The sequence below is a fragment of the Arthrobacter sp. TmtSoilC79 genome (genome assembly GCF_059739405.1).
Map to the genome: position 1 here is coordinate 1,788,248 of NZ_AP046051.1, position 18,871 is coordinate 1,807,118.

At 62.7% G+C, this 18,871-nt stretch carries 17 protein-coding genes; 13 read left to right on the plus strand and 4 right to left on the minus strand.

The window, feature by feature from the left end; genetic code table 11:
* Nucleotides 1-63: 63 nt before the first annotated feature.
* The 6 genes from AC6JA3_RS08290 (at nucleotide 64) to AC6JA3_RS08315 (ending at nucleotide 7,020) form a co-directional block, all read left to right on the plus strand.
* On the plus strand, nucleotides 64-954 hold the full coding sequence (locus tag AC6JA3_RS08290; RefSeq protein ID WP_026540141.1) for a F0F1 ATP synthase subunit gamma: 891 nt from the start codon (nucleotides 64-66) through the stop codon (nucleotides 952-954).
* A gap of 84 nt (nucleotides 955-1,038) precedes the next feature.
* The gene (atpD, locus tag AC6JA3_RS08295) at nucleotides 1,039-2,490 is read left to right on the plus strand and encodes a F0F1 ATP synthase subunit beta (protein WP_026540142.1); all 1,452 of its coding nucleotides are present in this window, start codon (nucleotides 1,039-1,041) and stop codon (nucleotides 2,488-2,490) included.
* Between the two features lies 1 nt (nucleotide 2,491).
* Nucleotides 2,492-2,776, plus strand: coding sequence for a F0F1 ATP synthase subunit epsilon (locus tag AC6JA3_RS08300; RefSeq protein ID WP_026540143.1), 285 nt, complete (start codon nucleotides 2,492-2,494; stop codon nucleotides 2,774-2,776).
* 10 nt (nucleotides 2,777-2,786) lie between these two features.
* Nucleotides 2,787-3,218: a DUF2550 domain-containing protein gene (locus AC6JA3_RS08305; RefSeq protein ID WP_026540144.1), complete on the plus strand. Its 432-nt coding sequence runs from the start codon at nucleotides 2,787-2,789 to the stop codon at nucleotides 3,216-3,218.
* A gap of 5 nt (nucleotides 3,219-3,223) precedes the next feature.
* A complete protein-coding gene (locus tag AC6JA3_RS08310) occupies nucleotides 3,224-4,522 on the plus strand; it encodes an alpha/beta hydrolase (RefSeq protein WP_026540145.1) in 1,299 nt (432 codons plus the stop codon).
* A complete protein-coding gene (locus AC6JA3_RS08315; protein WP_026540146.1) occupies nucleotides 4,504-7,020 on the plus strand; it encodes a DUF2156 domain-containing protein in 2,517 nt (838 codons plus the stop codon). The genes AC6JA3_RS08310 and AC6JA3_RS08315 overlap by 19 nt, the downstream gene beginning before the upstream one ends.
* Before the next feature lie 165 nt (nucleotides 7,021-7,185).
* Here AC6JA3_RS08315 and AC6JA3_RS08320 read toward each other — a convergent pair whose 3' ends face one another.
* The 3 genes from AC6JA3_RS08320 to nucS form a co-directional block, all read right to left on the minus strand.
* A complete protein-coding gene (locus tag AC6JA3_RS08320; protein ID WP_018776337.1) occupies nucleotides 7,186-7,389 on the minus strand; it encodes a cold-shock protein in 204 nt (67 codons plus the stop codon).
* A 259-nt stretch (nucleotides 7,390-7,648) separates the two neighbouring features.
* Nucleotides 7,649-8,902: an N-acetylglucosamine-6-phosphate deacetylase gene (nagA, locus tag AC6JA3_RS08325; protein ID WP_035760500.1), complete on the minus strand. Its 1,254-nt coding sequence runs from the start codon at nucleotides 8,900-8,902 to the stop codon at nucleotides 7,649-7,651.
* Nucleotides 8,903-8,947: 45 nt separating this feature from the next.
* Nucleotides 8,948-9,643 (minus strand): endonuclease NucS, encoded by a 696-nt coding sequence (gene nucS / locus AC6JA3_RS08330; protein ID WP_026540148.1) that lies wholly within the window; start codon nucleotides 9,641-9,643, stop codon nucleotides 8,948-8,950.
* 57 nt (nucleotides 9,644-9,700) lie between these two features.
* Between nucS and AC6JA3_RS08335 the strand changes: the two genes are divergently transcribed.
* Nucleotides 9,701-10,033, plus strand: coding sequence for an Rv1322 family protein (locus AC6JA3_RS08335; protein WP_026540149.1), 333 nt, complete (start codon nucleotides 9,701-9,703; stop codon nucleotides 10,031-10,033).
* Nucleotides 10,034-10,051: 18 nt separating this feature from the next.
* Nucleotides 10,052-10,846, plus strand: coding sequence for an alpha/beta hydrolase (locus AC6JA3_RS08340; RefSeq protein WP_026540150.1), 795 nt, complete (start codon nucleotides 10,052-10,054; stop codon nucleotides 10,844-10,846).
* Nucleotides 10,847-10,864: 18 nt separating this feature from the next.
* Here AC6JA3_RS08340 and AC6JA3_RS08345 read toward each other — a convergent pair whose 3' ends face one another.
* Nucleotides 10,865-12,157, minus strand: a complete 1,293-nt coding sequence (locus tag AC6JA3_RS08345) for an AI-2E family transporter (RefSeq protein WP_026540151.1) — start codon at nucleotides 12,155-12,157, stop codon at nucleotides 10,865-10,867.
* A 202-nt stretch (nucleotides 12,158-12,359) separates the two neighbouring features.
* On the opposite strand from AC6JA3_RS08345, the gene AC6JA3_RS08350 reads away from it, so the two are divergent.
* From AC6JA3_RS08350 to AC6JA3_RS08370, 5 genes are read left to right on the plus strand one after another with little or no spacing between them, the layout of a single operon-like run.
* The gene (locus AC6JA3_RS08350) at nucleotides 12,360-14,120 is read left to right on the plus strand and encodes a DUF8094 domain-containing protein (protein ID WP_026540152.1); all 1,761 of its coding nucleotides are present in this window, start codon (nucleotides 12,360-12,362) and stop codon (nucleotides 14,118-14,120) included.
* A 37-nt stretch (nucleotides 14,121-14,157) separates the two neighbouring features.
* Complete coding sequence (locus AC6JA3_RS08355; protein WP_026540153.1) at nucleotides 14,158-15,171, plus strand: tetratricopeptide repeat protein; 1,014 nt, start codon at nucleotides 14,158-14,160, stop codon at nucleotides 15,169-15,171.
* On the plus strand, nucleotides 15,171-16,271 hold the full coding sequence (locus AC6JA3_RS08360; RefSeq protein ID WP_026540154.1) for an NADH:flavin oxidoreductase/NADH oxidase: 1,101 nt from the start codon (nucleotides 15,171-15,173) through the stop codon (nucleotides 16,269-16,271). The genes AC6JA3_RS08355 and AC6JA3_RS08360 overlap by 1 nt, the downstream gene beginning before the upstream one ends.
* 40 nt (nucleotides 16,272-16,311) lie before the next feature.
* On the plus strand, nucleotides 16,312-17,268 hold the full coding sequence (locus tag AC6JA3_RS08365) for an ABC transporter ATP-binding protein (protein ID WP_035760501.1): 957 nt from the start codon (nucleotides 16,312-16,314) through the stop codon (nucleotides 17,266-17,268).
* Entirely contained in the window at nucleotides 17,250-18,821 is a 1,572-nt protein-coding gene (locus tag AC6JA3_RS08370; protein ID WP_026540156.1) for a hypothetical protein, read from the plus strand. Before AC6JA3_RS08365 ends, AC6JA3_RS08370 begins: the two co-directional genes overlap by 19 nt.
* Nucleotides 18,822-18,871: the final 50 nt, after the last annotated feature.

Here is an 18,871-nt window from a genome sequence, read left to right on the forward strand (position 1 = left end):
CCCTGCCGGGGTCCGAAAGGGCCCCGGCAGGGCAGCAGATCGGGAACATAGGAAAGGATAAGTATGGGAGCCCAGATTCGGGTCTACCGTCAGAAGATCAGCTCGACGACGTCGATGCGCAAGATCTTCAAGGCGATGGAACTGATCGCTACCTCGCGCATCGGTAAGGCCCGCGCCCGCGTAGCAGCTTCACTGCCCTACGCGAACGCGATTACCCGCGCCGTTTCTGCTGTCGCAACTCAGAGCGAAATCGACCACCCGCTGACCACCGAGCCGGAGCAGATCCGCCGCGCCGCAGTCCTGATCATTACATCGGACCGTGGCCTTGCAGGATCGTATTCCGCGAGTGTGCTCAAGCAGGCTGAAGGTCTCACCGAGCTTCTTCACGCAGAAGGCAAGGAAGTCAAGGCATACCTGGTTGGCCGCAAGGCCCAGGCGTACTTCGATTTCCGCAACCGGTCATACACCCGTGTATGGACCGGTGGCACGGACGCCCCGGAATTCGAAACCGCACGGGAAGTCGGAGCTGCACTTCTCGAAGACTTCTCCACTGACTACGAAGAGGGTGGCGTGGATGAGATCCACGTCGTATACACCCGCTTCAAGTCCATGGTGACGCAGGAGCCCACGGTCATCCGTTTGCTCCCGCTCGAGGTCGTCGAAGAGGAAGCAGTTTCGGACTCCGAGCTGCTGCCGTTGTACGAGTTTGAACCGGAAACAGAGCAGGTGCTTGACGCACTGCTTCCGCGTTACATCGAGTCCCGCATCTTCGCAGCCATGCTGCAGGCCGCAGCTTCCGAGCTCGCAGCCCGCCAGCGTGCCATGAAGTCGGCCGGTGACAACGCTACGGATTTGATCAAGAAGTACACGCGCCTTCGCAACACGGCCCGCCAGGCCGAGATTACGCAGGAGCTTTCCGAAATCGTTGCCGGCGCCGACGCCCTCGCGTCCTAGCCTGCACCGGATTCGGCTCGAAGCCGCACCTGCAACAAACAGATAAACTTAACCCCACGCCATCTACTGAGTGAAGTGAGAGAGATGACTGCCACTGCTACCGAACACGTAGCAACGGCCGGTGCCACCGGCCGCATTGCCCGTGTTATTGGTCCGGTTGTCGACGTCGAATTCCCGGCTGACGCAATCCCCTCGATTTACAACGCTCTGACCACTGAGATCACTCTCAACGGCCAGACGAAGACCATCACGTTCGAGACCTCCCAGCACCTGGGTGACAACCTCGTCCGCGCCATCTCCCTGCAGGCAACCGACGGACTCGTCCGCGGTACCACCGTGCAGGACTCCGGTGCTCCGATCTCCGTGCCCGTCGGCGACGGCGTCAAGGGCCACATCTTCAACGTCCTCGGCAAGCCGCTGGACGTCGATGAGTCCGAGATCAAGGCTGACGCCTACTGGCCGATCCACCGCAAGGCTCCGGCCTTCGCCTCCCTCGAGGGCTCCACGGAGATGCTCGAGACCGGCATCAAGGTCATCGACCTTCTCACCCCGTACATCAAGGGTGGAAAGATCGGCCTGTTCGGTGGCGCCGGTGTTGGCAAGACCGTTCTGATCCAGGAAATGATCACCCGTGTTGCCCGCAACTTCGGTGGTACTTCCGTATTCGCCGGCGTTGGCGAGCGTACCCGTGAAGGTAACGACCTCTGGGTTGAAATGGAAGAGGCAGGCGTCCTCAAGGACACCGCCCTTGTGTTCGGCCAGATGGATGAGCCGCCGGGAACGCGTCTGCGCGTGGCCCTGTCGGCCCTGACCATGGCGGAGTACTTCCGCGATGTCCAGAACCAGGACGTGTTGCTCTTCATCGACAACATCTTCCGCTTCACCCAGGCAGGCTCCGAAGTTTCCACGCTGCTCGGCCGTATGCCGTCCGCCGTGGGCTACCAGCCCAACCTTGCTGACGAGATGGGTCTCCTCCAGGAGCGCATCACGTCCACCAAGGGTCACTCCATCACGTCGATGCAGGCCATTTACGTGCCGGCTGATGACTACACCGACCCGGCCCCGGCCACGACCTTCGCACACCTGGACGCGACCACGGAACTTTCCCGTGAAATCGCATCCCGTGGTCTGTACCCGGCCGTTGACCCGCTGACGTCGACCTCCCGCATCCTGGATCCCCAGTACATCGGCAAGGACCACTACAACACGGCTGTCCGTGTTAAGCAGATCCTGCAGAAGAACAAGGAACTCCAGGACATCATCGCCATTCTCGGTGTTGACGAACTCTCTGAAGAGGACAAGATCGTCGTGTCGCGTGCACGTCGTATCCAGCAGTTCCTCTCCCAGAACACCTACACCGCCAAGCAGTTCACCGGCGTCGAGGGCTCCACCGTGTCCATCAAGGACACCGTGGAAGGCTTCACCGCCATCTGCGACGGCGAGCTGGACCACATCGCGGAGCAGGCGTTCTTCAACGTCGGTGGCCTGGATGACGTCGAGCGTCAGTGGGCCAAGATCCAGGAACAGACCAAGTAGTATGGCTGAGCTCGAGGTTGAGATTGTCGCAGCGGACCACTTCGTGTGGTCCGGCGCGGCCAAGATGGTGAAGGCCCGCACCAGCGATGGTGAAATCGGAATCCTGCCGGGCCACTCGCCCCTTCTGGCCATCCTGGCCGAGGGCGAGCTGGCAATCCAGCCGGTTTCCGGTGACCGTATTGCGGTAGTGGTCGACGGCGGGTTCTTCTCCGTTGACAACGATCGCGTGGTCATTGTTGCTGACAACGCCAAATTGGGCGAAGCGGCTACAGCGGGGATCCGATAGCACGACCTTGATGGACGATTCCCTTATTCCGTTCATCGCCCTGGCAACAGCGTTTACGTTGCTGATCATTTCACTGTGCCTGTTCGGGGTGCGCCGCTTCAACCTGCGGCGTGCCCTGGGCACGGTAGACGCCTCCATTTGCATGGCTGGAAACAGCTGGCAGATGGGGGTTTGTCGTTATCAGGACAATGAGCTGGAGTGGTTCCGCTTGATGTCCCTGAGCGTGATCCCCAAGCATAAATTCACACGCAGTTCGCTTGAATTGCTGGGCCGCCGACAACCCACGGAAGACGAACTCGTCAGGGTACAGCCCGGCGTCGTAGTGGTTGAACTGCAGTACGAAGGCTCGAAGTTCATGCTTGCCATGAATTTCGACGCGTATGCAGGCTTGTCATCCTGGCTGGAGGCCGGTCCGGTCGTCGGCGTTGGCACCTGGCGTTAGGCGCCATGGATCTATTTTCCGACCTCAGCCTGGTGGATGGTCCGTTCCTCTGGTTCAGCATCGCTTGCGGTGCTGCCGGCGGGGCGTACCTTCTATGGAGGCGTGGTCGTTCGTGGCCGCTGGTGGTCGTAGCTGCGTTGGCGGTTTCCATCGGCATTGTTGCCCTGGTTCATTGGATCCTGGTGGACCTCATGGCCACCTTTTCGGAGAACCTGCCTTTTGAAACGCTGGCTTGGTCGGTGCCGGCCGTCGCTGCCATCCTCCTCTGTGCAGTTCGCCTTCCCCGCAGCAGGGTCCGGGGGCGCACGTTCAGCGTCCTGGCGATGCTGGGAGTAGTCCTCCTCAGCGCAGTCCAAGTGAATCTCTATTTTGGGCTGAACACTTCGGTAGCAGATTTGCTGGGTACAGCAGTGGCCCGCGTCCAACCATTGGAGGCCGGTCTCCAACGGAGCCCGGGAGCAAAGCCCGGTCCGTTGCCTGCAGCCTGGAAATCACCGGACTCCATGCCGGCGGGCGGGATGCTGCGCAAAGCACAAATTCCAGGAACCATCTCCGGATTTACTGCACGGGATGCGTATATTTATCTTCCCCCTGCCTACCTGACCGATGCCCGCCCTGCGCTGCCTGTGCTGGTCCTGTTTTCCGGGCAACCCGGTGGCCCGGCCGACTGGCTGTCTGGCGGGCAGCTCCGCACGCAGCTGGACCGTTTCGCCGAAGCGCACCATGGAATTGCCCCTGTCACGGTGGTGGTGGATCCCAACGGCTCGAGCAGCGCCAACACCATGTGCATGGATAGCTTGATTGCCCCTGCGGACACCTATCTTTCCCAGGATGTTCCTGCGTGGATCCACTCCACCCTTGACGTTTCGCCTGACCCCAAACAATGGGCAGTAGGTGGTTTCTCGTTCGGAGGCACATGCGCCCTGCAGATGGGTACTGCCCACCCGGAGCTCTTTCCTACAGTGCTGGCGTTTTCCGCGGAACGGGAACCCGCCTTGGCCAAGGATCGCAACAAGACCATTCAGGACTCGTTCGACGGCGATGTGGCGGCTTTCGAGTCCAAGACCCCTTTGGTGCTCCTGCAGGAGCGCAACTTCGCGGGAAACGGCGTCTACCTCACCGCTGGTGAAACCGACCACGAATTCACCGACTACATGCATGAACTCGCAGGGGCGACAAAGACGGCGGGCTTCACAACCGAGGAACATTCCATTCGGCACGCCGGGCATTCCTGGGATGCCGTTGTCCGGGGGATGCCGGGAGCATTGGACTTCCTCGCAGATCGCTGGGGGTTGACGCGGTGAGCCTTGCCATCAACGGTGTGATCAAGCCTGCGTTGCAGCAGGCAGGGAGGCATCTTCGGGCGACGCCGTTCACCCTGGTGGTGCTGGCTTTGTTTGTCATATTGTCCCTTGCCTCCGGCAGCTTCCTGTCGGGTCCACCGGAGCCGTGGCTGGCCTTTGCCGGGGTGTCCCTGGATGGCCTGCGGTCCGGTGAATGGTGGTCCATCTGGACGTCATTGTTCTTCACCACCAACCCCTTGGCTTATGTCACAGCCATCCTGATGTTCCTGTTCCTGCTGGGCCTGGCCGAGCGGCGTCTGGGATCGCTCAGGGCAGCAGGCGTGTTCCTGGGCAGCCAGTTTGCCTGTGTGACCGCTTTCCTCCTGGTCACCCAGGTGGCGCAGTATTCCGATGATGGCTGGTTGTCGCGAATGGCCGATACCCGGCTGATAGGCCCCTATGGCGCGGTTTTGGGCACTGCGCTGGCTGCCAGCGCGCTGCTTCCCACCTTGTGGCAACGGCGTTTGCGCACGGTGGCTATCTCGGTGTCGTTGCTTCTGGTCTTGTATGTTGGCCACGCCGAGACCGTCGTGGGTTTCCTGGGGGCTCTGATCGGCCTTGCCGCGGGGTGGTGGATGCAAAGCAGCAACGGGCATCTTTATCTGCATCGCTCCACGGGCAGGGAGGTCAGGAACCTTCTTGCCTTGACGATGGCAATCTTTGCTGTTGGCCCCATAGTGACCGCAGCTGCCAAGAGTCCTTCCGGTCCCCTCGCGTTGTTGCGCGACGTCATCTTGAATCCCTTGCCTACGTTGAGCCAGCTGGAAAGCAACTGCGGGGGAACCATTGATGTGGCGTGTTTGGAAGTGGGCCGACAGGCCTATACGGGCCCTTTCGGTTTGGCGCTTGCCGTCGTGCCGGTAGTGCTGCTGCTCATTTGTGCTGACGGCATGCGCCGTGGTCGTCGGCTTGCTGTGGGGATTGCGATCAGTGTCCAACTGGTGGTGGTCGCGTTGTCGGCAATTTACCTGGGTCTCTTCGCCGGGATGCCGAGGCTCCAGGGACGTCCGCACGTGCCCATGTTGAACACGGCTGTAGTTCATCTCCTGCCCCTGGTTCTGGTGCCGCTGGTGTTGGCGGTGCTTCTCTTTGCCTACCGCGGCCACTTCCGTGTGGTGTCGTCGGACCGCCTGAGGCGACGGATTTTTTGGCTGGTGGGCTTGACCGGGGCCGGCCTTGGCCTCGCCTATACGCTGGTGTGGCTGGCTTCCGGTGGCATGGACCGCGACGACGGCTTGCTGGGCCTGGCTTCTGAGCTTGCCAGGCAGTATCTTCCGGTCCCGCTACCGGGCGTCTACCGGAAGGTCTTCGCTGAACGTGATGTGGTGGAGGTTTTCCTCTTCTCCTACTCCGGCACTGTTTTCTGGCTGGTGGCACTCGTAGGCGTGTGGATCCTGCTGATTCGTGGGCACCATTCCGGTGGGCTCGATCATCAATCCCGTGAGAGGGCCAGGTCCTTGGTCAAGGCAGGGGGCGACTCCCTGTCGTGGATGGCCCTCTGGGAACCCAACAAGTACTGGTTCAATGCTGAAGGAACCGGGGGAGTGGCGTACCAGGTCCACGGCCATGTGGCCTTGACCATGGCTGGTCCTTTTGGGCCCGCTGTCCACCATCTCGACACTGCCAGGGGCTTCCTCGATTATTGTTCCCAGCAGGCGTTGATACCCTGCCTCTACTCCTGCACCGATGAATTGTGGGCCATGCTCAGCGCGCGCGGTTTCCGCAGGGTCTCGGTGGCCCAGGAAACCCGTCTGCGGATCAGGGACCTTGAGTTCCGCGGCAAGGAATGGCAGAACGTCAGGACATCGCTGAACCGTGCCAGGAAGCTTGGTATCACCGCCATTTGGGGCCGCTACTCCGAACTTCCCCCCGGCGTGCGCTCCCAGATCTCAGAAGTCTCCGAAGAGTGGGCCGCGCAGAAGAAGATCCCGGAAATGGGTTTCACTTTGGGTGGCTTGGACGAAGTCGAGGACGATGACGTCCTTTGCTGCGCCGCTGTGGATGATGCCGGCTTCGTGTACGGGGTCACCAGTTGGCTGCCGGTCCATGAAGATGGCCGGGTAGTCAGTTGGACGTTGGACTTCATGAGGCGCCGGGGTGACTCCTTCCCTGGAGTCATGGAGTTCCTCATTGCCTCCGCCATCCTCCACCTGCGCAGTTCCGTGGAGGTTATCTCGTTGTCGGGCTCGCCTTTGGCCCGGGAAAAGGGCGAAATCGAACAGCAGGCAGAGGGCCTGGCAGGAATTCTTGATGCGGTTGGGCAAGCACTGGAACCAGTTTATGGATTCAGGTCCTTGGCTTCCTTTAAGTCGCGTTTCCAGCCGGAGTACCGAACGCTGTACATGTATTACCAGGACCCGCTGCACCTTCCTGCAATGGGCCGTGCACTCACCCGGGCCTATCTTCCGGGATTGTCCGTACGGCATTCTGCGCGGTTGCTCCGAACCCTTGTTGCCTGAATAGGCAAGGGCCATTCAGAACCGCGGTTTCTGCTTTCTTCACGGTTAGTAACAGCAGTTGTTGGGATATCAGACATTACTGTCCTTAAACACGTTGACCCCGGCATGAAAGCCGGGGTCAACGTGTTTGTTGAATCTGCAACCAGCAGAATTCAACGGGTAAGACTAGACGACGGTAACGCCGGTTGCCTGGGGGCCCTTGGCGCCCTGGCCGATCTCGAACTGAACGCGCTGGTTCTCATCGAGGGTCTTGAATCCGCCGGTCTGGATCTCGGAGTAGTGAACAAAAACGTCCCCATCCGAGTCATCCGGGGTGATGAAGCCGAAGCCCTTTTCAGCGTTGAACCACTTGACGGTTCCCAGTGCCATGTATTTCTCCTCATTGTGGAACATCAGTCCGATACACCTCGTACCGGCTTTGTTACTCCGCGAGAAGACCTTGGATTCCATCCGGGCGGACCCGGATTGGTTTCGCAGGAGCTTCACGCTCGCAACTCGTCTTGCGAGCATGAAAACCACCTACACAAAGACTGCTACAACACTTTCATGTGGCCTGCCGCAGGTCAACGGTCTTTTGGGCAATTCGGGAAAATTTTCGGTAAAAAGAAGGTAACGCAGCAGCAGCGAATTAGCTCTGGGACAACCAGATGCCGTTGCGCATCACGCCGGTGAGTTCCAGGTCCCCGTCGGTAACAACAACGTCTGCGCGCAGTCCGCGGCGCAGTCCGCCAATTTCATCCGAAAGGCCCAGGACAGCTGCGGGTACAGCTGTAGCGGAGCAAATGACATCGGGAAGAGCGACGCCGGCACTTGCCGTTTTGCGAACGACCTCCAGGAGGGTGGCGGTGCCGCCGGCGATGGATCCGGTGGCATCAAGGGTGGCAACGCCGTCGCTGACCGTCACGGGGGAGGGGCCCAGCATGTAGCTGCCATCGGAAAGGCCGGCCGCCGCCATGGAATCGGTCACCAGGACGATGTTGGCCGCTCCCACCAACTGGAAGACCGTGGCCACCATGCTGGGGTCCAGGTGCGTGCCGTCGGCGATGAGTTCCACCACGGCTTTGCCTTCCTGGGCCATTCGAAGGCACGCTGCCACCGGGCCTGGGGCGCGGTGGTGCATCGGGGGCATCCCATTGAAAAGGTGCGTCACGGTGGGAAGCGAGCTGACGCCGTCGAACCCTGCTGATTCCAGCCCCTCGCGGGCGGCAGCCAGCGACGCAGCAGCGGTGGCGTCGTCGCAATCGGTGTGTCCCAGGGACGGGGTCACGCCGTGGGACGTCATCAGGTCAACCAGTGCCGCGGCACCCGGAAGCTCAGGCGCGTAGGTCATGGTGGCCAGCTTGCCGGCTGCGGCGCCGACGAGTTCCTCCATGAGGTCCAGGTCCGGTTCCAGCAAATATTCCGGGTTCTGGGCTCCACAGCGGGCATGGGAAAGGAAGGGGCCTTCGAGATGAATTCCGGCAACAAGGCCTTCATCGGCCAGCTTCACGTACAGCTGGATGCCACGGAGGAGGTCTTCCGGGGGTGCGGTCACCATGCTGGCAAGGAACGTCGTGGTGCCCGAACGGTGCAGGAAATCCACGGCCTGGCGCGCCGAGGCCTCATCTCCGCCAGGAAAATCCCCGCCGTTTCCGCCGTGGCAGTGAACATCCACCAGTCCTGGAATGAGGTAGCTGCCGCTGGGAACTCCAAGCCGGACAGCGCTCTGGAAGCCTTCGAAAGCTGCCGGATCAAAGCCGTCCGCAGGTCCGGCGTAGGCAATCCTGTCGCCTTCAATGGCAACAAGGCCGTCCTGAACCACCTCGCCATCGCTGACGATCGTGCCTTTGATGATCTGGTGGCTCGGCGCGGAAGAAGTGGGCAAGCGATCTGCGGCAGTCATGCTGTTGATTCTAGTGGCCTGCGGCACAGGTGCCTGGGGAAGAGGCTAGAAGAGCCGGGACTCACTGTCATCCACGCCACGCATGGCGTCATAATCGAGCGTTACGCAGGCAATGCCGCGATCGTTCGCCAGGACCTTCGCCTGCGGCTTGATCTGTTGGGCGGCGAAAATGCCACGCACAGGTGCCAGCAGGGGGTCGCGGTTCAACAGCTCCAGGTACCTGGTGAGCTGCTCGACGCCGTCGATGTCGCCGCGTCGCTTCAGTTCTACGGCAACTGTGGCTCCGTTGGCGTCCCGGGCAAGGATATCCACCGGTCCGATCGCCGTGAAGTACTCACGCCGGATGAGCGAGTAGCCGGTTCCGAGTGTCTCGATCTGCTCAGCGAGGAGCCTCTGGAGATCGGCTTCCACTCCGTCCTTGATCAGGCCGGGATCTGTACCGAGCTCGTGCGAGGTGTCGTGCAGTTGCTCGTAGATGTTGATGATCAGGCGGTCATCGGTCTTGGCAGACTGGACGGTCCACTGTTCCACGACGCCTTCCTCTACGTCGGTCTCCTCCGGCGTCGTCACCCGCAGTGTGGCCGGGGGACTCATCCAGTTCAGCGGTTTGTAGGAGCCGCCGTCCGAGTGCACCAGCACGGAGCCATCGGCCTTGACCAGCAGCAGCCGGGTGGCGAGGGGAAGGTGGGCCTTGAGGCGGCCAACGTAATCAACAGAACAACGGGCTATGACGAGTCGCACCCGCTCCACATTACCGTCTCACCATCTGCAACATGGTGGCTGGGGCAGAATGGAAGCATGCCCCGCTCCAACCGACCTCGTCGCAACGCGTCCAGCGCACGCTCCGGCAAGTGGGCCGAGCCGGTACCCGAGATTGACCTGGAACGGGCAAGGGGCGGAATTGCCCGGCGTGAGAGCGCCCCGGATGGTGACTGGATGGTCAGGACCATGACGGCCAAAAAAGCGGAGAAGCAGTACATTTGCCCCGGCTGTTCCACCGCAATCGTCCCAGGCATCGCGCATCTTGTGGTGTGGTCCGACAGCCACCTGTTCGGTCAGGCCGCAGGGCTGGCCGAACGCCGGCACTGGCACACCAATTGCTGGACCGGCAGGACCTACCGCTACCGCTGATTCGCTAGGCTGGGAACCATGACTTTCGACCCCGCCTCGTTCGTATTTACCCCGCAGGCTGCCCCATCGGAGATCCGCGCTTCGACTGTCCTGCCCGCCCGCCGCGAGAATGTGGAGTTCACCACAGAGGACGGCAAGGTGTTGCTGGGCGAGTTGGCACTTCCGGAATCCGGAGAGATCACCGCGACGCTCATTACCCTCCATCCATTGCCGACCCACGGCGGGTTCATGGATTCCCATGTCTACCGGAAGGCCTCCTACAGGCTCCCGGCGCTGGCCGGAGTGGCTGTGCTGAGGTTCAACACGCGCGGCACCCAGTCTCCCCGCGGGACCAGCGATGGAGAATTCGAAGAAGGCATCGGGGAGCGGTACGACGTAGAGGCGGCGGTACGGTTTGCTGTTGAGCGGGGCCTGCCGAACCGTTGGCTGGTCGGTTGGTCCTTTGGCACGGAACTTGCCTTGATGTACGGCGCCGTGCAGCCGGTGGCCTCGGAGATCGAAGGGGCCGTGTTGTTGTCCCCGCCCTTGCACCGGGCCACGGATGTCCACCTGAAGGAGTGGGCGGCATCCGGGAAGCCGCTCACGGTCCTGGTGCCGGAACACGATGACTACCTGCAGCCTGCCGAAGCAGCCCAGCGGTTCAGCCTTGTCCCGCAGGCCCGGCTTGTCGGCGTCGACGGCGCCAAGCACCTGTGGGTGGGGGAGAAGTACGCCGCGCGCGTCCTGAACGAGATCGTCGACGACGTTACTCCAGCAGGTGCCGGCGTGGACGGCCTGCCGCGTGAGTGGGCCGGGCCTGTGGCCAACGCCTAGCCCCCCATTGCGGGGCCGTCAGTGCCGGTCTTGGCGGACGATGAAAACTTCCTTGATCAGCAGCATGATCGCCGCGGCGGTCGGGATGGCGATCAGGGCACCCAGGACACCGAGCAGGCTGCCGCCGGCAATCACCGAGATCACAGCAACGGCGCCGGGGACGGCCACGGCTCGCTGCATGATGCGCGGAGAGATGAAGTACGCCTCGAACTGAAGGTAGGCGAAGTAGGCGATCGCGTAGACCACGGCAGTCTGCCACCCCGCGGTGAGGGAGACCAGGATGACCACGACGGCGGCGATCAGGCCACCTACCAGCGGAATGAAGGCGAGCAGGGCCACCACGAAAGCAAGCAGGACGCTGAACGGGATGCCCAGAATGGTCATCACAATGAAGGCGAAGATGGCGTTCAGGAGGGCAACGCAGGCCTGGCCGATCACGTAGTTGCCCACGGAATCAGTAATGGCCTCGGAAAGGGCCTCCACCCGGGGGCGGCGTGAACGGGGAGCCAGGCGGTATGCCCACTTCTTCATGGAGGGGAGCGCAGCCAGGAAGTAAAGGCTGAGGACCAGCACAATCAGCGAGCCGAACAGGCCGTTGGCAACTGTGGATCCGAAACCAACGACGCCTCCGAAGATGCCGCCCATGGCCTCGGGATCCTTGACGAACTTGTCCAGTTCCGTGGTGATGCGGTCACGGACGCCAAACTGGCTGTCGGCGTTGCGGAAAAAGTCCGAGTCAAGGAACCCGCGGATCCATTCCGGGGCCTGGCGGACAATTTCCGATACCTGCTCAACAATCGTCGGGATCAGGGTGGCGAAGAACCCGGCCACGGCCAGGACGAGGGCCGAAACGGAAATCAGGATGCCCGCAGGGCGGGGAACCCGCCGGGACTCAAGCCAGCGGACCACGGGGTCAAGCCCCAAGGCTATGAAGAGTGCGGCAACAATCCACAGGATGAGCTGGGTGGTATTGCTGGCGATATAGAACACTGCCAACGCAATCCCGACGCCTGCGGTCCCCATGAATCCGACATAGAGCGGGTGCTGGGAGGACATGCGTGGCCCGGGCGCTCCGAAGCCGTGGTCGTCCTCGGAACCGGGCCCCCTGCGGCCTTCTTCGGATTCGTCTTCCGGTGGCATTTCGAACCGGACGCGGGTGCGGGCTCCGGGGATGGGCTGCCTGAGCCTGCGTCCCAAGGCGGCGAGGCGTCCGGTGCGAACCGGAACCGTTGCGGCGGTGCCGTCCGAGGGAGCGTCCACCGCACTTGACCCGGTCTCATCGGAGGGACGGGGCTCCAAGTGGTCTTTCACGCGGTTTTGCTGCCTTTTCACTAGTGGTAAGGGGCTGATTCAGGCGCTAAAGGGCCCGGATATCATGATCATCGCCACACTATCAGGAGCGCGGAATGGCGCTGCAGCGGCGCGGTGGCGGGCTTTTGGCGATGTTGCCCCGATCACCCCGATCTGACTCTCTGATAACAAAACGGTTACCCTTGAAGTTCAACGACCGCTGATGATAGGTGATCCTGTGCGTTTGAAGACTGCAGCCTTGCTGGTGCTGCTGGGCCTGCTGACGATGCTGGCCGGCATTGGCCAGCTGACTTTCTGGGCCCCCTCCGAGACCGTAACCGCCTCGGTTCCCAGTGATACCAAAGCTGCCCCGCTGACGGTGATCGACCAAAAGTTGATCGCCCTCCATGACGGGCCAGTGAAGATCAAGATCCAGGGCGAAGGCAACTTCATGGTCGCCACCGGACGCCCCGACGACGTCGATGCCTGGGTTGGCAAGACCGCCCACACCACCGTGACGGGCGTGTCGGCAGACCAGAAGTCACTTGAGGCAACCTCGGTTGACGGTGAACCAACGGCACCTTCCCCGGCCGGATCGGATCTGTGGGTCAGCACCGAAGACGCCAGTGGCGAGCTGGACTACACCTGGAACCCGCCTGCCGATGGCGAGTGGTCACTGCTGGTAGCCGGAGACGGAACCCAGCCCGCGCCGTCGTCTATTTCCATGACTTTCCCGAACAACGCCACCACCCCTTGGGCCGTGCCGCTGATTGTTCTGGGCATCATCATCATCCTGGTGGGCGCTGCCCTGCCGTTCATAGCCAAGGCCCTGTCCAACCGCCGTAAGGACGGCCAGGACGACGAGCCGCACGATGACGGGGAAGCCACCACCACGCTTCCCGTCCAGTCCGGCTCAAGTGAGGCAAACCGCCGCCGTGGCCCGGAAACCGAAGGTCCTGCACTCCGGGTTACCGCCATCGCTGCTGCGCTGGCAGCGGTCATGGTAGGCGGCACGGCTGTCGCGGCCCAAGCCACCACCACCCCGGAGGCCACCTCCACTTCTTCCGCAGCAGCTCCTGCCGAAGGCGACGGCGGCACTCCAGTCCTCCTGGAATCCCAGCTGCAACGGATCCTCGAACAGGTCGCAAGCACAGTGGATGCTGCTGACGCAGCGAAGGACGCAGCCAAGCTGGCTCCCCGCGTGGACAAGATGGAACTGCAGATCCGCACGCAGAACTACAAAATCCGCACCGCGGTATCGGCTTACGAAGCACGGATGCCCGTGCGGGCCACAAAACTCCAGAGCAGCGTCATCAGCACCAAGCGCGAGTGGCCCCGCACGGTCTTTGCCCTGACCCAGGGCGAAGGCAACGTTGTGCCGCAGGTCCTGACACTGGTCCAGCTCTCGCCGCGCGAAAACTACAAGCTGTGGGGCAGCGCTCCGTTGCAGCCGGGCACCAACTTCCCGTCGTTCCCTGTTCCCCGCGAAGGAACTGAACCAGTACCTGCCGGCGACAACACCGGTTTGGCGTACAGCGGCAACGAGGCTTTGGGCATTCTGGCTGAAATGCTGACCACGCCTGACTCCCCGAACCGCAGCAAGCTTGCTGACGGCCAGGCCTCCCCGTACATCGCCGGTGCTTTGGCTTACCAGGCAGACACCGTGAAGAACGGGACCAGCGCCAACTTCAAGTTCACCCACACCCCGGTGACCAACCAGACCGTGGTGCTGCGCACTGCTGACGGCGGTGCATTGGTGGTGGGACGCCTTGACTTCGCTTTCGAAGGCACGCCCAAGGCGGCTGGGGACAAGCTCCTGCTTGAGGACGATTCCGCCGTCTTTGCAGGCGGAAAGGAAACCACCACGGGTATGGTGCTGAACTTCGCCGAGTCCGTAGCTGTGTACATTCCGCCGGCAGGATCCGCTGATCCCATGAAGCTCGTGGCGGCCACCCGCGGCCTGGTCGGGGCCAGCTTCAAGTAGGCAATTGCGCTGCAGGGCAGCGGCTAGAGTGGATGGTATGAGTTCGCCCGGATACCGACCCACTCCAGCCGCTGCCAGCCAGCTCAACCTTCGCGGCGCCGTAGACCTCTCGTCACTGCGCCGCCCGGCCGCGCCTCCCGCGCCACCGGCCTCCGGCCCAGCCGACGCCGGTTCGCCCGACGCAGGCGCCCCCAACGGTGATGACACCGGCGGCGGTGCCGGCAAGGCACCCCTGAGGGTGGATGCCACAGAAACAAACTTCCAGGACCTGGTGCAGTTGTCAGCCCAGATTCCTATCCTCTTCCTCCTGTGGTCCCGCTATGCGCCGGAATCGCCTGCAGTCCTTGACGCAGCCCAGCGCGTGGTGGAAAGTTACGCCGGCCGGCTGGTACTTGCCGCGGCCGACGTCGACGCCTTTCCCCAACTGGCCCAGGCCTTCCAGGTCCAAGCGGTTCCCACCGCCGTAGCAGTGGTGAAGGGCCAGCCCGTTCCCCTGTTCCAAGGTCCTGCCGACGACGCCCAGATCAAGGACCTCGTGGAGGAACTCCTCAAGGTGGCTGCGGCCAATGGGGTTACCGGAAGCATCGGCGACCCCGGAGACCAGGGCGAAGAGGCTGAGCCTGAGCCTCTCCCGCCCCTGCACCAGGCAGCGATCGACGCGATCGAGGCCGGTGACTATGCCGCGGCGGCAGCCTCTTACAAGCAAGCCCTTTTGGAACAGCCGGCCGACGCCGACGCCAAAGCCGGTCTGGCACAGGTTGAACTGATGGCCCGTTTGGAAAGCCTCTCCGCTCCCGATGCCGAGGCCCTGCGCGATCTTGCCGCCCGGGAACCGGACAACATTGATGCCCAGCTTGCCGTAGCTGACCTTGATGTTTCGGGTGGGCACATCGAGGATGCGTTCAGCCGGATCATTACGTTCATCGGCAGGAATTTCGGCCCGGAACGCGAGACGGCCCGCGTCCGGCTCCTTGAGCTCTTCGAGGTAGTCGGCACCACCGACCAAAGGGTGGCCAAAGCCCGTCAGGGACTGGCGAGGGTTCTCTTCTAGTGCCGTCCGCGCTGTTCTCCCCGCTGCAGCTTCGTTCGCTCTCCATTGCGCACCGTGGGTGGGTTTCGCCCATGTGCCAGTACAGCTGCCGTCCGGAAACCGGTGAGGGCGTACCCAACGACTGGCATCTGATGCACCTGGGTTCTTTCGCCGCCGGGGGTGCCGCTTTGATCATGAGCGAGGCTGCAGCGGTGAACGCTGTGGGCAGGATCAGCCCGTTGGACGCGGGACTGTATTCGGATGAACAGGCTGCGGGATGGGAACGGATTATCGATTTTGTCCATCGGCATGGGGCCGTGGACTGCAGGATCGGGGCCCAGTTGGCCCATGCGGGCCGCAAAGGATCAACGTACTGGCCGTTCGCTGACAAGTCCGGTTCCGTAGCGCCTTCCGACGGCGGGTGGGCCACCGTTGGACCCGGCCCCCAACCCTTCGATGGCTATGCGGCGCCCGAAACCATGAGCGAGGAAGACATCCTCGGCGTGGTGGAGGACTTTGCTGCCGCGGCCTCGCGGGCCGTTTCTGCCGGCTTTGACACGGTGGAGATCCACGGGGCCCACGGATACCTGTTGCACCAGTTCCAAAGCCCCCTCATCAATACCCGCACGGACAGGTGGGGCGGGAGCGAGGACGGCCGGAACAGGCTGATACTCGCCGTGGTGGATGCAGTCCGCAATACCATTCCCGACTCCATGCCGTTGCTGTTGAGAATCTCCGCTACCGACTGGGCGGACGGGGGAGTGGACCCTGCGGCGTCAGCGCGGCTGGCCCAAGCGGCAGCAGCGCGGGGCGTCGACCTCGTGGACGTCTCGTCCGGTGGCGCCGTGGCCCACCAGAAGATCAGGGCTGTGCCCGGCTACCAGGCCGGGTTTGCCGAACAGATCAGGCGCGACGCCGGTGTCCCCACAGCTGCGGTGGGGCTCCTGACCAGTGCTGCCCAAGTTGAGGACATTGTTGCCAACGGCAGGGCGGACGCCGTCTTCATGGCCCGCGCGGCCCTGCGCGATCCCCATTGGTGGTTGAGGGCTGCCTACGAGCTGGGCCATGACATCGCTTGGGTTCCGCAGTACCAGCGGGCCGTCCCCCGCCACGGCTTCTAGAACCGCCACCGGCCCTGCTGCGCGAGGTTAGGCTGGTCACATGACGGAACCACGCCATGAACCCACGCCCACATCCGCGCCGCCGCAGTATGCCGCGCCGGCACATGATCCTGCAGCACAGCGGGAAACTGCAGCACAGCAAGAAACTGCATCACTGACTGAACCCGCGTCACTGAATGACCCTGTAGCACAGCAAGACTCCGCAGCACTGAATGCCCCTGCAGCATCGGGAGCGCCGGCGCCGTTGTCCGCATTGTCCATCCGGGGCCTGGCCAAGCGCTTCGGGGAGAAGATCGCCGTCGATGGCGTCAGCCTGGAAGTGCCGGCCGGATCCTTCTATGGGATGGTCGGCCCCAACGGTGCAGGAAAGACCACCACGTTGTCGATGGCAACCGGGCTGCTCAGGCCGGACTTCGGCACAGCCTTGATCCACGGCGTCGACGTATGGGCCCGCCCGTTGGAAGCCAAGAAGCTCATGGGTGTACTGCCTGACGGTGTACGCCTTTTCGACAGGCTCACCGGCGAGCAACTGGTGACGTACTCCGGTCTCCTTCGCGGCATGGACCGCGAGGTCGTAGGAGCACGTGTTCCTGAGTTGCTGGCTGCCCTCGACCTTGAAGCGGACGCGGGCTCCCTGGTGGTGGACTACTCCGCCGGTATGACGAAGAAGATCGCACTGGCCTCCGCACTCATCCACGCACCGCGGCTCCTGGTCCTTGATGAGCCTTTCGAATCGGTGGACCCTGTCTCGGCCGCCAATATCCGCGGCATCCTGGAGGGTTACGTCTCTTCCGGAGGCACGGTCATTGTTTCCAGCCATGTGATGGACCTCGTGCAGCGCATGTGCAGCCACGTAGCAGTGGTGGCCGGTGGGCGGGTCCTGGCTGCGGGATCCGTGGACGAAGTCCGCGACGGCTCCACGCTGGAGGAACGTTTCGTCCAGTTGGTGGGCGGCGGACACCGAACGGAGGGCCTGGAATGGTTGCGCACCTTCTAAGCCTGAAATGGCGCCTGCTCCTGAATGGGTTCAAGCGCAGTCCGTGGCAGCTGGTGGGCATGGCCCTGGGGCTTCTTTACGCGTTGGGATTGTTGGTCCTCCTGGTTGGAGGCCTCATAGCACTGCGGTGGGCCGATCCTGAGATCGCGCACACCGTAGTGGTATTGGGTGGAGCGGCCACAGTCCTGGGGTGGGCCATCATCCCGCTCGTAGCTTCGGCGGCAGACATGACTTTGGATCCTGCGCGGTTCACAACCTTCGCAATTCCTTCCAAGCAACTGCTGACGGGCCTCGCATTGGCCGGTTTCATCGGAATTCCCGGCCTGGCCACTTTGATTGCCGCGCTGGGAACGGTGGGAACGTGGTGGCGCAGTGTGCCGGCCGTTTCCGGAGCATTGCTGGGCGCCGTCCTGGGTGCCCTGACGTGCATTGTTTTGTCCAAGGTGGTCACGACGGCGACAGCCGGCCTGGCGGCCTCCCGGCGTTTCAAGGATGTCAGCAGCATCATTGTCTTCATTCCCTTGGTCCTGCTGGGTCCGATCATGATGGGCGTGGTGGAAGGTGTTCGCGGCAGCGCCGACTACCTTCCGGTGCTGGCCCGAACGGTGTCCTGGACTCCGCTCGGTGCGGCCTGGTCCCTTGGCGGGGACCTCGAGGCGGGCAATGCGGGTGCGGCGGGACTGAAGTTCCTGATTGCGGCGGCGACCATTGCGGGGCTCCTGCTGTGCTGGCATGTGCTCCTCAAGCGCGCGCTGGTGACGCCCGCATACTCCGGAGGAACGGCCAGGAAGGGCGGAAAGCTGGGCCTGTTCGGCCTGCTCCCCGGCACTCCGTCCGGGGCCGTTGCTGCCAGGGCCCTGATCTACTGGTTGAAGGATCCGAGGTACGCGGCGTCACTGGTGATTGTCCCGATGTTCCCCATCCTCTTCTTCTTCAGCGGCTCGCAGAGCGGCAGCTACGGTTTGCTCATGATTCTTGGGCCGCTGACGGCTTTCGTCATGGCATGGTCCATTTGCGCCGATGTCTCCTACGACAACACGGCATTTGCGCTCCACCTGGCGGCCGGTGTCCGGGGAGTCGATGACAGGCTAGGGCGGGCTTTGGCCTGTCTGGCCATATCCCTTCCGATAGTGCTGATTTTCACGGTGGGGCCCCTCTTTGTGACGGGGGATTGGCAGTGGCTGCCGAACCTCATGGGCCTGTCCCTCGGAACCCTCTTCACGGGCCTGGGTCTGTCTTCGGTGATTTCGGCCCGTTACAACATTGCCGTCCCCTTGCCGGGAGACAGCCCGTTCAAAAAGCCGCCGGGAAACGTGGCCCAGACCCTGGCCGTCCAAGCGGTGGGCATGGGTGTCCTGGCGCTCCTGCTGGTTCCGGAGCTTGCGCTCGTTGCAGTCCAGGCTTTCACCGGTGGGCCGGAGGCTGGTTGGATCAACCTGGTGGCTGGCCCGGTCCTGGGCATCGTACTGTTCGTCGTGGGTGTCCGCCTGGGTGGAAAATGGCTGGATGCACGGGGTCCGGAGATGTTCGCCCAGCTCAGTGTGAACCGTTAGCCGCGTAATAACCATGCCCATAGGTGGGACATGGGATAACGTCTCTGTCA

Excerpts from the sequence above, each read along its gene's own strand:
- AC6JA3_RS08290 (WP_026540141.1), top strand. The coding sequence starts at position 64 with ATGGGAGCCCAGATTCGGGTCTACCGTCAGAAGATCAGCTCGACGACG.
- atpD (WP_026540142.1), top strand. The coding sequence starts at position 1,039 with ATGACTGCCACTGCTACCGAACACGTAGCAACGGCCGGTGCCACCGGC.
- AC6JA3_RS08300 (WP_026540143.1), top strand. The coding sequence starts at position 2,492 with ATGGCTGAGCTCGAGGTTGAGATTGTCGCAGCGGACCACTTCGTGTGG.
- AC6JA3_RS08305 (WP_026540144.1), top strand. The coding sequence starts at position 2,787 with ATGGACGATTCCCTTATTCCGTTCATCGCCCTGGCAACAGCGTTTACG.
- AC6JA3_RS08310 (WP_026540145.1), top strand. The coding sequence starts at position 3,224 with ATGGATCTATTTTCCGACCTCAGCCTGGTGGATGGTCCGTTCCTCTGG.
- AC6JA3_RS08320 (WP_018776337.1), bottom strand. The coding sequence starts at position 7,389 with ATGGCACTGGGAACCGTCAAGTGGTTCAACGCTGAAAAGGGCTTCGGC.
- nagA (WP_035760500.1), bottom strand. The coding sequence starts at position 8,902 with ATGACTGCCGCAGATCGCTTGCCCACTTCTTCCGCGCCGAGCCACCAG.
- AC6JA3_RS08335 (WP_026540149.1), top strand. The coding sequence starts at position 9,701 with ATGCCCCGCTCCAACCGACCTCGTCGCAACGCGTCCAGCGCACGCTCC.
- AC6JA3_RS08340 (WP_026540150.1), top strand. The coding sequence starts at position 10,052 with ATGACTTTCGACCCCGCCTCGTTCGTATTTACCCCGCAGGCTGCCCCA.
- AC6JA3_RS08350 (WP_026540152.1), top strand. The coding sequence starts at position 12,360 with ATGATAGGTGATCCTGTGCGTTTGAAGACTGCAGCCTTGCTGGTGCTG.
- AC6JA3_RS08355 (WP_026540153.1), top strand. The coding sequence starts at position 14,158 with ATGAGTTCGCCCGGATACCGACCCACTCCAGCCGCTGCCAGCCAGCTC.
- AC6JA3_RS08365 (WP_035760501.1), top strand. The coding sequence starts at position 16,312 with ATGACGGAACCACGCCATGAACCCACGCCCACATCCGCGCCGCCGCAG.
- AC6JA3_RS08370 (WP_026540156.1), top strand. The coding sequence starts at position 17,250 with ATGGTTGCGCACCTTCTAAGCCTGAAATGGCGCCTGCTCCTGAATGGG.